The 12,009-nt window shown below is 59.4% G+C and carries 12 protein-coding genes; 7 read left to right on the top strand and 5 right to left on the bottom strand.

Annotated elements, in window-relative coordinates:
• Together BLS34_RS26320 and lepB are read left to right on the top strand one after the other, a co-directional pair.
• The coding region (locus BLS34_RS26320; protein ID WP_215906168.1) for a hypothetical protein at positions 1–246 on the top strand (246 nt) is incomplete at its 5' end.
• The gene (gene lepB, locus BLS34_RS24675; protein ID WP_093153044.1) at positions 219–809 is read left to right on the top strand and encodes a signal peptidase I; all 591 of its coding nucleotides are present in this window, start codon (positions 219–221) and stop codon (positions 807–809) included. The genes BLS34_RS26320 and lepB, both read left to right, overlap by 28 nt.
• Here the strand turns inward: lepB and BLS34_RS24670 are convergent.
• Both BLS34_RS24670 and BLS34_RS24660 read right to left on the bottom strand, forming a co-directional pair.
• On the bottom strand, positions 782–1,375 hold the full coding sequence (locus BLS34_RS24670) for a recombinase family protein (protein ID WP_093154670.1): 594 nt from the start codon (positions 1,373–1,375) through the stop codon (positions 782–784). The genes lepB and BLS34_RS24670 overlap by 28 nt on opposite strands.
• Before the next feature lie 515 nt (positions 1,376–1,890).
• Positions 1,891–2,649 (bottom strand): hypothetical protein, encoded by a 759-nt coding sequence (locus BLS34_RS24660; RefSeq protein ID WP_093154666.1) that lies wholly within the window; start codon positions 2,647–2,649, stop codon positions 1,891–1,893.
• Between the two features lie 1,240 nt (positions 2,650–3,889).
• Between BLS34_RS24660 and BLS34_RS24655 the strand changes: the two genes are divergently transcribed.
• From BLS34_RS24655 to BLS34_RS24635, 5 genes are all read left to right on the top strand, one after another.
• Positions 3,890–4,894 (top strand): hypothetical protein, encoded by a 1,005-nt coding sequence (locus tag BLS34_RS24655; RefSeq protein WP_139189478.1) that lies wholly within the window; start codon positions 3,890–3,892, stop codon positions 4,892–4,894.
• A gap of 138 nt (positions 4,895–5,032) precedes the next feature.
• A complete protein-coding gene (locus tag BLS34_RS24650; RefSeq protein WP_093154661.1) occupies positions 5,033–5,221 on the top strand; it encodes a hypothetical protein in 189 nt (62 codons plus the stop codon).
• A 294-nt stretch (positions 5,222–5,515) separates the two neighbouring features.
• A complete protein-coding gene (locus tag BLS34_RS25720) occupies positions 5,516–6,061 on the top strand; it encodes a hypothetical protein (RefSeq protein ID WP_139189477.1) in 546 nt (181 codons plus the stop codon).
• Positions 6,058–7,671, top strand: a complete 1,614-nt coding sequence (groL, locus tag BLS34_RS24640; protein WP_093154656.1) for a chaperonin GroEL — start codon at positions 6,058–6,060, stop codon at positions 7,669–7,671. Before BLS34_RS25720 ends, groL begins: the two co-directional genes overlap by 4 nt.
• Before the next feature lie 520 nt (positions 7,672–8,191).
• Entirely contained in the window at positions 8,192–9,043 is an 852-nt protein-coding gene (locus BLS34_RS24635; protein WP_093154654.1) for a hypothetical protein, read from the top strand.
• A 7-nt stretch (positions 9,044–9,050) separates the two neighbouring features.
• Here the strand turns inward: BLS34_RS24635 and BLS34_RS24630 are convergent, their stop codons facing one another.
• The 3 genes from BLS34_RS24630 to BLS34_RS24620 all read right to left on the bottom strand — a co-directional run.
• Positions 9,051–9,905, bottom strand: coding sequence for a universal stress protein (locus BLS34_RS24630; protein WP_093154651.1), 855 nt, complete (start codon positions 9,903–9,905; stop codon positions 9,051–9,053).
• Between the two features lie 158 nt (positions 9,906–10,063).
• Positions 10,064–11,005, bottom strand: coding sequence for a class I SAM-dependent methyltransferase (locus tag BLS34_RS24625; RefSeq protein WP_175474384.1), 942 nt, complete (start codon positions 11,003–11,005; stop codon positions 10,064–10,066).
• 680 nt (positions 11,006–11,685) lie between these two features.
• Positions 11,686–12,009 (bottom strand): transposase (locus BLS34_RS24620; protein WP_139189384.1); only part of this gene is annotated, 324 nt, incomplete at its 5' end.

Genomic DNA, 12,009 nt, shown 5'->3' with positions numbered 1-12,009 from the left:
AGCAAATGGTGGAGCATGAAGGGCAGCATCACTGGCGATAGCCTTGCCTCCAAAGACTACGTCGACACCGCCGTCGCAGCGGGGGGCGTCAACGGGCGCTATCAATTGATGTGCACAAACTATGGAGTGTATTACAATAATATTACATGTCTTAGAATGGATACCCAGACGGGAAGCGTAATTTGTAAGGATAGAAGTCAACCGGGTGGCGGCGTGCAATGGGGAAATTGCTCGATTCCGTGGTAGTTTTAGGTCATTTTGTATTTTATTTATTTCTGACAGTTCTATGTTTTTATAGAATTATAGCGGATAGTGCTGCTGGAGGCTTCACTGAAGATATTATCTGCACGCTCCGGCCTGTGGACATTGCAGGTAATTCCCTCGCGCCGGTTGTGGCCGATGGTGGGACTGTGATGATGTACCCTGCCAATTGTTCTGGCTCCGCGCAAACTGGCGATCTCGTGGTGTTCCGATCCGGCGCACACAAGATGCCGATCATCAAACAAGTGCGCGGTGTGGCGGGTGATACCTTCGCGATGCGCGGGGATGGCCGCATCATTTTGAACGGTGACGTGCTCCGCAACGCACTCGGCCAACCCTACATCCTCTCCGCTGGGCGCTCTAAAATGATCGCGCTCTATGAACGGGATTTCGATGGGGTGATTCCGCTGGATGCTTATCTCGTGCTCGGCACAATGACCGGCGGCGGGCTGGACAGCACGCGCCTCGGCCTCATCAGCCACCGCGATGTTGTGGGCGTCGTGCGCATGGGTGACGGCGCTCAGGCCGCCTCTAGCGCCAGCCCATAACGGATGAACGCGCGGTCCAGCGTGATCGGCGCAACGCCAAGGGCCATTGCCAGGTCCAGCACGTTCCCACCCGCGTCTGTCATACATTCGTATGCGCCCAGCGCTTGCTCGAACGTGAGCGCGCAGGGCCGCCCGAGGGTCTTGCCCCGGCGGCGGGCGGCTTTCAGCCCCTCAATCGTGTTCTCGGAAATAATGTCCCGCTGAAACTCCGCGAACGCGGCGAAGACGTGAAACACCATCTTGCCGCCCGGCGTGGCGGTGTTGATCCCCTCGCTGAGCGAGCAGAAATGTATGCCCTCCCCATTGAACCGGACCAACAGGTCGGAGAGATGGAATACCGAGCGCCCGAGACGGTCCAGCTTATACACCACCACCATATCGCCGGGCCGCGCCGCCGATAGCAGATCATCAAGGCCGGGGCGTTCCGCCTTCGCGCCGGATATCCCGTGATCGGAGAACACGGCGTCGCACCCGGCTTGCTCCAGCGCGTCGAGCTGCATGCGGAGTTTTTGATCGGGCATGGAAACGCGTGCGTATCCGAGCTTCCGCCCCGATCCCGCTGTCATTGTCACGGCCATCATCGGAGCCCCCCGGCGTTGACAAAAACGACGGTTTTTGTCGCATGGCGCGGCCCTGCCTCCGGACGGTTGACGCGGGAATCTGTCTCCCGGATTTCTGCGGTTTTGAAGTGCTGCGATCTCATAGTTACGGTACATTCTCTAAGAATCAATAATGGTCATATTTGACTCTGAGAAAATTCACCGTCACCGCAATATCCGTGATGTGTTCGTTGGCACTATATCCACAGGAAGCGCACGCGCAGGGTGCGACATCAGAAAAATTATTGCAGTGGACTCGTGCGCAGCAGAACTCATATCTCGCGAATTCAATAAGTATGGCTATCGTGATTACGTCCCAGCTCGACAAAACCCAGTCCTCCTGTCTGGAACTCTGGTCAGACGAGGAACGGCAATCGGACTACGCCGGGATCAAACGCAACATGCGGGAAAACCCCCGCTTTCATCCTCAGGCAGTCATCCTTTGGATCGCCCAGCACGAGTGCGGGAAGATCGGAAGATAGTCAGGTCGGCGAGCCGCCGGGCAGCTGAAGTTCGACAGAGGAGCCGCTTCGGTCGAATGATGCGCTTTCAGGCTGTCCAAGTGCGAGGGCTTCCGCTCCAGCTCTGATTTCGTCCTGAATCTGCTTCAACTCATCGGGGGTCGGCGGATTGTGCGGGTCTTCCATGCGGTCGCGCGCAGGTCCCAGAACATCGTTCTGATAGCGCAGCAGCTCTTCGACCCGCTGGCGCGCATCGCCTTCGGCTTTCCGGCGGGCCAATAGCTCTTCGTAGCTCGGCTCGCCGCCCTTCCAGACAATCGTCTCCGCATCGGGGCCGGAGACAATCTCGCCGTCTTCGGTGCGGATGTTCCCAACGGCATCGCGAAACACGCGCGTACCGTCCGGCAGACGGGTGGCACTATCGAGGGTGGACTGTAGGTCTGTCTCGGCTTGGCTGAGGGCGTCGTGCGCATCTTGCAGCGCCGCTTCGGTCGCGGCCTCCGCCGCGCGAAGCTGGTCGAATGTGTCGTTATACAAGGCGCGGTATGCTGGATCGTTCAGCAGAACTTGCAGACGCGTCAGGGACGCGGCGCGTTCCCGCTCCTCTTTTTCCTTCCGGTCACGAGCACCGACCGGTTCCTCGCCCGGATGGTCGAGACGCTTGATCCGGCCAGTCTCCCGGCCCGCCATCTCATTAGCCAGGTCGTCGTGAATTCGTCGCCGCTGTTCCGCCTCTAACCGCGCTTCCCTGTCGTGAAATTCGTCATCGTCCAATGCCATACACAATCCCCTGAATATCCTCATATTATATCAAATTGTAACCGATTCTGCAATTTTGAGCGGCATACCGGGGCATGTCGTAAAGATTCTCGCTGGGATGCATCCGGGGATCATCTGACACGGCTTGATGCGGCTGATAATGCAGAAAGCGTTACACGCAAGATGTGCGTGGTAAGACCACGCCATCTTCTCCGGGTGCATTCGCACCCTCCGGGAAGGGGGCGTGCCGCCCCCTGTCCAACCCCCTGCTCTTGGCGTCTGACGACACCATCGAAACGGGCCGACGTTTCATCCCGGCAAACGCTTGCGCCGTTTGATCGCGCTTACTGGTTGCCGCCTTGAGGACCCACCAATTTGGCTTCTGTCATCAGGGGCGATCCGTTTGACTGCCTTTGCGGCGTAAGTGATGGCATCGAATCTGGCATTTGGGTTTTTGGCTTTGTTCTGATTGCCCTCGGAGCCTGGCTCGACAATCAGTTATCTGCCGTGCTGGGTTCAGCTTCGACGCATGCCGCGCGTAAAAGCTGCGACCGGGTCTACAAGTCCACGCTATCAATGCTATATGGCACTTATAAGCAGTGCTTTCTCTAATGCCGCCGGCCGATATTACGGCACGCGGCACTAACCTCCTCGACATCATCGAGAGGCGGGGAAGCCCCTGTAAAGCCGATCTGGCATGCGCGTTGTAGCGTTCGTAGGCGACCGAGGCCCGGACACTTCAGCGTCGGCTTGATCTGGCGGGCGGTGCGCCGTCCGTCCTGTCGGCTGACATTGGGGATGTACCGGTCTCACCTGTCGGACGAACCGTTCCGGTTCGAACCGGGAACCCGCGCATGCTTGCCAAGGCCTACGAATGTGGAGGTTCGAAATCATGGTCGTGCCGATTGGAAGCATCCGAGACAGGCAAGTCTCAAAACAATCCACGGAAGATCGCGGCACCGGACTGAGGCCTGTGGACTTCCCTGTTTGCGGTGGTTTTCGCCTTTGCAGCGTAAGCGATAACCGTGAGGTCGAAGCGGATGGGTGGATCACGGTCTACCCTGCGCCAAGGGTCTCGAGGTAGTGGAGCGAAGCGCCTTGACAGTCAAACTTTCGGACAATCTCAACGCGCGACCGGTCACTGGTCCGAATTCTGACCGCGTAATGCGTATCGAGGCAGCGCCAAGTGACCAGATCTTAACGGTCCAGCCTGCCCTGCGACCGACATGCAAATTGTGAGGATGGGAGGCCGCAATTGCCTATGAAGGATAAACCGGCCGGATCCGGCGTTTTGGAGGGCACTGATCCAGAGTCCACCGAGGTCCTGGGTGAGACGGTTTCGACACTAGAAGCGACGACGGACATGGCCTCCAGGCAGGGGTTTGGTCAACAACGGAATCAAGGTGGTCGGTTGGCTGCGCTACCCATGGCCTGGTATCCGCTTGGTCCCATAACACAGCCTGCACGCAGACGAGATTTGGAGTTTTTCGGGATCACCCGCACCCAAGCGGTTCCGCCGATACAGTCTGGTGACGAGCTAACGCTGGACTGCGGGGCCACAATAGCGGTCCGTAACGGTCTCTATTGGGCTTGCCTGCAAGACTATGTCGATATTTCGATAGCGCCACATAACTTGGAAGAGTTGGAGGCCGCACAGATGGTCGCGGCGAATGAGGTGGAGGTCCGTGCCGATTTCGACCAAGTTGTTCTCGGCTTGGTCGATCCTGCCCACGTGCCGATGGTCCACACGTCCTGGTGGTGGAGGAAGAAGCACCGAACGAAGAAGGTTCGGCACTACGAGCCTTCGGATCTTGGCTTCACGGTCCGCCAGCAGGGAAGGGCATATAGGTCAATATACAGTATGGTTGGGGCTGGCTCGGAATTGTCCATCCAGTTCGCACTTCCTGGTCTTCGGATCGAACGCATCGGGCCTCCCGGCCGGCGCATCACGAACTTGACGTTCGTCACCCCGCTGCGCCCCGGTGTTCAGCGTCTTCACAACGTCATCTATTCGAGTATCCGAGGCCTCGGCGTGCTGCGACCGTTGCTCCAGATGCTCGGGCACAGATTTCTGGCGCAGGACGCAGCGGTGTTGAACCGTATCGGCAGCAACAGCGTTCATGCCGCGCCTATGCTATTTGTGGGAGATCCTGATCAACCGTCACTCTGGTATTTCAAGCTTAAACGGGAATTATACGCCAGCCGTGTTGAACGCCGCGCGTTCGATAACCCGGTACGAGCCGCGACGCTGCAGTGGCAGACCTGATGTCGTCTGCACTCGCGCCATGGATCGCCTGACCCTGTTCGCCGTCGGCGATGTATTGGCTTTTCCGCCCGCTGTTCATCCCGACCAGAGACGGAATTAGTTAACCAGCACTGAGCCATCCGCAAACGAGAGAACGTGATGCCTAACGAGATCAAGATCGGCCAGATCTACGCCGACGTGCCGCCGCCCCGCCGCAGTTGGAAAATCGTCTCTGACAATGGCGGCCACTACATGCTGCAGCGCATTGACAAGCCGGGTGTGAGTCGATTTCCAGATGCGAAAACGCTGCTCAACCGAACCTTGTACGAATTGGTCGAGGAAGCTTAGAGGCTCAACGTCTCGGTCACCGGTCTATTTTCCCCATAGTACTGTATTCAAGCCGAGATGCGAGAGGTAGTGCCCTGCGCAGTCCAACCAGACGTCGGTCGGTCGGTTTTCCCGGGTCAATCCAATGCAGATACAAGCCATCCATCGATTCGACGGTACCATCGTGCATCCGTTCCGCCTCACGTGTGCGGGCGTAGGTAGGCTTCAACGCCTGCTGCGCGTGAAAAGCCGCGACCGGGTCTACAAGTCCGCGCTTTCAATGCTATATGACTTCTGAAAGCAGTGCTTTCTCTAATGCCGCCGGCCGGCTCTACGGCGCGCGGCACTAACCTCCTCGACATCATCGAGAGGCGGGAAAGCCCCTGTAAAGCCGATCTGGCATGCGCGTTGTGGCGTTCGTTGGCGATTGAGGCCCGGGCACTTCAGCGTCGGCTTGATCTGGCGGGCGGTGCGCCGTCCGTCCTGTCGGCTGACATTGGGGATGTACCGGTCTCACCTGTCGCACGAACCGTTCCGGTTCGTGCGCGCTCCCTGCGCATGCTTGCCAAGGCGACGGAGAGTGACGCTTTGACAGACAAACTTTCGGACAACTTCGAGATGGGACCGGCCGTTAATTTGAAGGCCGACGATGTGGTGCAAATCGAGGCGGCACTACGCGACCTGATCTGGCGCGTCGAGTATGTACGCCTGCTGATGCAGCGATCGGATGCCTTCAGCGCTGCAGATGAAATTGTGACCCTACTCGATACCGCCGATGCACGACGGATCCTTCAGCTGCCGGACACGCCGCTGTCGGGTGATGCGAAGACTGTGGATGAAATCGTAGGGAGGATCGAATGACTGCGAAGGACGTGAGTTTCGAAGATGACGCTCGGACCCGGCTCCTGCGGGGGATCGATGTTCTAGCCGGTGCGGTTCGGGTGACCCTAGGTCCGAAGGGACGCAACGTGGTGCTGCAGAACGGGACCGCAGCTCCGAGTTCCACGAAGGATGGCGCCATGGTGGCGAGCAAAATCGAGTTGGATGACCGCTTCCAGAATCTCGGCGCAAGGATGCTGCGCGAGGTTGCAGAACGTGTGAACGAGGAGGCTGGCGACGGCACGACCACGGCCGTGGTACTGGGTCATGCGATCGCGCGCGAGGGATTGAAGGCGGTTACGGTGGGGCTGGACCCGATGTCCGTAAAGCGCGGCATCGAGCGGGCGACCGATGCCGCCGATGCTCATATTGTCGGGTCGAGCCGGGCGATCGAGACCCGCTCGGCTGTAAGGAATGTGGCTCTCGTATCTTCGAACGCCGACGGTCCGGTCGCGGATATGCTTGCTGATGCGTTCGATAGTGTGGGTCCAGACGGCGCGGTTACGATCCAACGATCAGAGTCGCTGTTCACGGATCTGGAGGTCGTTGAAGGAATGCGGTTCGACAGCGGATACCTGTCTGCGCACTTCGTGACTGACACGGAGCGGATGGTCTGTGAACTGGATCGCCCTCGGATCCTGCTGCACGACGGGAAAATCAATAACGTGCAACCGCTCTTGCCTATTTTGGAGGCCGTTGCCAGGGAGGGAACGCCGCTTGTGATCGTTGCGGACGACGTCGAAGGGGAAGCGCTTACCACCCTTGTCGTCAACAAGCTGCGAGGCGGCTTTGATCTGGTGGCGGTCAAGGCTCCGGGCTTCGGCGATCAACGCAAGGCGATGATCGACGATATCTCCGCTCTTACCGGCGCGACCATCGTGCGCGGAGAACTTGGAGTTTCGCTCGATGCGCTCGGCATCGACGACCTCGGCCGCGGCAGCCGGATCCGAATCACGAAGGATTCGACTGTTCTGGTCGGACCGGGTGGACGCGAAGATGCGGTCGCGGATCGGCTCGCCCGGATCCGGACAGAAATTGGCGATGTCAAGTCGGACCACGAGAGGGTGCTGCTCAAGCAGCGCCTCGCAGCACTCGCCGGGGGAGTCGCCGTGGTTCGCATCGGTGGCCTGAGCGAAGCCGAGGCCAACGAGCGCAAGGAGCGTGTCGAGGACGCGGTCAGCGCCGTACGGGCCGCGCTGGCCGAGGGTATCGTGCCAGGCGGCGGGATAGCGTTGCTAGACGCGGTAAGCGCGGTCGCGAAGCTCGAACCCCGCAACCACGACGAAAGGGCCGGCATCGAGGCGGTACGGCGGGCACTTGAGGCACCACTCAGGCAAATCGCCGAGAACGCGGGGCTACGAGCTCCCTGGATCGTCGGCAAGCTTCACGAGCGAACGGATCGGGAGACCGGTTTGGATGTCCGGACCGGCGACATGGTGAACCTCATCGAGGCTGGTGTGATCGACCCGACGCGCGTCGTGCGTGCGGCACTGCGCAGTGCCGGCTCGATCGGCAGCTTGCTGGTAACCACCGAGGCCATGATCGTCGAGCATGTGGAGCCCGGATCCGCGTTCGGCACGGCGGCGGCCTAAAGGACAGATACGATGCGGCGATTGCACGCCCATCCTACCATTGAAATTGGACAGTGCTTTCGTCCAATCGGGGGAACGGGTGCATGGGCTGTGGTGGGCTTTTACGTCGACCACTCCGGGAATCCGCATGCGCGGATAGAGTTTGCCCGCGACCGCACTCGCGTCATTACGATCGCGCTGGCGGCACTTCGCGACCGGCGACTCTACCGACGCCTTCATGAGAGCGAAATGCACGATGACCACGCGAGTAGCCGGTGGGCTGCACCCAAGAGGGCCGATCCGGGAGAGCCTGCTTGAGCGCGTCCTTATCGCGCGCCCTGACGTCAGTCCAGACGAGGTCGGTCGCTTGGCGCCGTTGAGTTCAATGCCGGCAGTCTGCAGAGTCGGAGTCGGCTGGCCGTGGCGGGCATGATCGGCACCGCCTTGCCAGCGCTGAACTGGCTTTGCCGCAACCGGTTCGTCTAGACGGCATGGCGGCGGCCCCTCTCGAAACCCACGGTCCTCGGGGAGGCGGAACGAGATGACATTCGACCTTTCGGAACTGGCCATCGACCACTTTCTGCCCCTTCTTGACGAGCGGTCGCCAGAATGCATCGACGGCATCAACCCGGATCACAGACGCGTCGTGCGAATGAGTGCACGAGCAACGTTGTCCCGGATTGCGCGATCCGATGCGCTCTATCACGATCTGGCCCACACCATGTCGGTCGTTCTCGCGGGCCTCGATATCCTGCGCGGCAAGCAGATCCTCGACGGCGGGGTCACGTCGAGCGACTGGATGCACATGTGCGTTGCGCTGCTCTGCCATGATGTCGGCTATGTACGTGGCATTTGCCGACAGGACCGCCCGCCTGAATACATCGTTAGCCAAAGCGGCGATACCGTCAGCCTTTCGCCAGGGGCTTCAGATGCCGCGCTGACGCCGTATCACGTCGACCGCGGCAAGATTTTTGCCCGCGAGTACCTGGCGACATTCCCGGATCTCGAGCTTGACCGCATCACCGCTGCCATCGAGGCAACCCGGTTTCCGTGTGTGGACAAGGCGTTGACGAAGAATCCGGAGCGTGAGCCGAGCCTGGTTCAAGCCGCCGACCTGATCGGCCAGTTCGGTGATCCGAACTACCTCCGCAAGGCGAACGCGCTGTTTCACGAATTCGTCGAGGCCCGGATTGCCGAAGAGAAAGGCTACACCTCAGCGGTGGATCTGACGACGCGCTATCCGACCTTCTATTGGAAGATGATCCGACCAAGCCTGTCGGCGGCTCTTGACTACCTGGCGCAGACGGCGCGGGGTCGGACCTGGATCGCAGGCCTTTCTATGCACGTCCACATCGAAGAGCACCGGGAGCCGCGCTCCGGGCCGCAGCGGTAGCCCCAACTCAACGGAACAGTGCCACGGGGACCTTGCAGGCGCGGATCATCTCCGACGTGGTCGAGCCGATGATCAGGTTGCGGATCCGAGAATGGCCGTAGGCCCCCATGACCAAGAGATCGATACCTTCTGCTTCGACGGCCTCAGCAATCACCGTCTCCGGCTGCCCGGGTAGGATCGCCGCGTCGACCTGATAGCCGCCCGCCTTGAGGAGTGCCTGCGCGCCATCCAGCCGCTGCCTGCTTTCCTCCGTCTCGGCGCTGACCATCAGCAGCCGGCAGGCCAAGCCCGCGAACAGTGGGCTTCGGGCTACGTAATCCACGGCCTTGAGGCTGCTGGTCCCGCCGTCAAAGGCTATCAGAAACCGTTCGACCGGCCTGAACGCTCGCGAAGCCACAAAGATCGGCTTGCGACTTGAGCGGGCAATGCGTTCCAGGTTGGAGCCGAGATGCAGCTTGGCGAAATCGGCGGCCTCGCCGCGCTTGCCGATCACCACCATGTCGGCGTCGGCCTCAAATTCCGTAGCCGTCTCCACGATGTCCCCGAACCGGAGGCGAGTTGTCACCTGCTCGGCTCCAGCACCTTCCAGGACCGCTTTTGCATCCTCCAAGATGGCGCGCCCGCGTTTCTGCGCCAGCTTCGCGCGCTGCTCGTCATGCGCGCTCAACTCTTCCAGAAGCGCTGTTCGGGCGCCGAGGGCGATACTGCCGCTGAGGTCCGCCGGCATGCTGCCGGTTTCCCGGCGGCCGAGGACGTGCAGCAGTTCGACCGCCGCGCCGGTCCTGCCCGCGATCCAAGCGGCGTGATCGCAGACACTGCGCGAATAGATCGAGCCGTCCACAAGGGCAATGACCTTGGTCAAGTGTTTGTTCCTCCCTGGTGCCAGGAATATTGTTCGGCGGCGCTTCGTTGGTCTCGGTGATCCCCGGCCGAACTCCGCTCAGAGCGTGCGTCTGATGGGTTCAAGCGTAAAGCCCTGGAGGCGCGGCGGACCTCAACGTCGAGGCGCGCGCCATGGCCTCAAATATAGGTCGGTGACGTATCGTTTTGGGATCCTGTACCCAATAGCTCATAAACTTGATGCGGGCGTTTCGTGTTTATGTATGTCACCACGACATTGTCGTCGGTAGGTAGGGCGTCGAAAAACTTGAACCGTGCGTCGAACCCGCCAACGCGTCCAATCAGACGAAGCGTGTTTGGGGTGAAGTAGTTCAAATGATCCGGATGCCGGAATCCGCACCATTTTTTTCCCATCACCACACGGTTGAGGGACGCAAAATTTGGAACCTTCACCAACGCAACTCCGCCCTCAATTAGAACTCTGCCCAATTCCTCTACGACGGCGCGTGGATCTGCCTCGTGTTCTAGATAAGAACGCAGAACAGCGCCTGAACAAGAGTTGGATTCAAGCGATTTAAGCCCTTCCAGCGCGCTATTGGTCAAAATCTCCACGGGTCGACCAGCAAGTTTTTGTTTTGCGCGGTCTGCACTTGAAGCGGAAATTTCGATACCGATGGCAGTGAAAGTTCTCGGCAACGTGGCCAATTCCGCGCCATCGCCACATCCAACGTCGATGACCGGCCCGGATCGTACGGTTTCAGCCAGCCGTTGCGCCAAGGAGGGCCGGCGCAGGATTTTCGAGCGCCATCTCAGTCGCCTATGCAAGGTTTCGATCACCGGTCGCGACGAATCACGCCATTGATCTTCCAGTTTCGTGGACTTGTTCCAATCGTAATCTTCGATGAGCGCCGCTTGATCGGGCGCGCGCGTAATATAAACCATGGTGCAGCGATGGCATTCTTTTATCGGCCACTGACCTAGTGAAAATCTGGATGCCTTCGTCGAGCTATTTGAGCTTCCGCAAATCGGGCAGCTCCGATCAAGTATCGTGATCCCATCAAGCAATTCGGCCTGTGCCGACATAAACTCGTCGACGGATCGTAATGGCGGACTCATGCTCATAGACTTACCTCCGAATACGAAAGACGGGAGAGAGGCTCCCATGTAATTATGAATCTCCTATAGTCTTCAATACTCCGAAAATAGACACACGATCTACCTGGCTCGATGAGCAAGAAGAACGACGATTTTGCATTTACTCTCAGATAATCGAGTACATCGGAAAATATCGGATGTGCTTGATCGATATTAATTGGAAAAGGCATGAGCATAATCACCGCCAGCGGGTTCCGGTTGCGTCGGTTGCAGCTGATTGTGACAATCCACAATCAAAACCGCCGTCGCTGACCACACGGGCAGGCACAAATCGAAGGGACGCGTCGCTCCGCCTTCGACTGGTGTCCGCGCAAGATCTGCGCACCATCGTCGGCATCTGCAACATCGTCCCCCGAACTCAATGTCGGGATTGGTGTTTGATAACTGATGCTGCGGGCTCTGTGAATACTTTTTTCGGCCAACCTGAGGCTGGAACAATTCGGCGCGATTCGACAGACTTGAGGGAAGGGGCGCAAGCCTGTCGCGGTCTCTCCTTTAGTATTCCGACAGCGGTGCCGTCCGCGTTCACGATTCGGCAACCTAGGGGACGGGCAAGAAACCATCGGCGCATCATGGATTTGGCAAAGGGCGTCGAGAACCGCTTTGGCCTACAAAGTTCCACCGCGTGGTGCTAGAGCGTTTTCGGATCACTCATGATCGTACCCTGTAGCGGTGAAGTAGTTTCTGGCCTCTTCCGGCGTGACGGCATCGATGGCCTGAGCGATTGCGTCCCAGAGGTCTTGTAGGGTTCGGGCGGCGGCCTTTTTGAGTAGCGCCTTGATCTTGGAGAAGGCCAATTCGATCGGGTTGAAGTCTGGGCTGTAGGGCGGCAGGAAGCGGAGCTCGGCGCCGGCCCGCTCAATCGCGTCGCGGACTGCGGCGGGCTTGTGAGCCGGAAGGTTATCCATCACGACGATGTCGCCTGACCGCAGTGTCGGTACCAAGACCTGCTCGACATAGGCGGTGAAGGC

It is taken from the genome of Thalassobaculum litoreum DSM 18839, assembly GCF_900102465.1.
In the GTDB taxonomy this organism is placed as follows: Bacteria; Pseudomonadota; Alphaproteobacteria; order Thalassobaculales; family Thalassobaculaceae; genus Thalassobaculum; species Thalassobaculum litoreum.
Note: the sequence above shows the minus strand (reverse complement) of the source record. Positions and strands in the feature narration are given on the sequence as shown.

What these genes read in the sequence shown, in the direction of transcription:
- groL (WP_093154656.1), top strand. Translation starts at nt 6,058, where the DNA reads ATGACTGCGAAGGACGTGAGTTTCGAAGATGACGCTCGGACCCGGCTC.
- BLS34_RS24670 (WP_093154670.1), bottom strand. Translation starts at nt 1,375, where the DNA reads ATGACAGCGGGATCGGGGCGGAAGCTCGGATACGCACGCGTTTCCATG.
- BLS34_RS24635 (WP_093154654.1), top strand. Translation starts at nt 8,192, where the DNA reads ATGACATTCGACCTTTCGGAACTGGCCATCGACCACTTTCTGCCCCTT.
- BLS34_RS24655 (WP_139189478.1), top strand. Translation starts at nt 3,890, where the DNA reads ATGAAGGATAAACCGGCCGGATCCGGCGTTTTGGAGGGCACTGATCCA.
- BLS34_RS25720 (WP_139189477.1), top strand. Translation starts at nt 5,516, where the DNA reads ATGCCGCCGGCCGGCTCTACGGCGCGCGGCACTAACCTCCTCGACATC.
- BLS34_RS24660 (WP_093154666.1), bottom strand. Translation starts at nt 2,649, where the DNA reads ATGGCATTGGACGATGACGAATTTCACGACAGGGAAGCGCGGTTAGAG.
- lepB (WP_093153044.1), top strand. Translation starts at nt 219, where the DNA reads ATGGGGAAATTGCTCGATTCCGTGGTAGTTTTAGGTCATTTTGTATTT.
- BLS34_RS24625 (WP_175474384.1), bottom strand. Translation starts at nt 11,005, where the DNA reads ATGAGCATGAGTCCGCCATTACGATCCGTCGACGAGTTTATGTCGGCA.
- BLS34_RS24650 (WP_093154661.1), top strand. Translation starts at nt 5,033, where the DNA reads ATGCCTAACGAGATCAAGATCGGCCAGATCTACGCCGACGTGCCGCCG.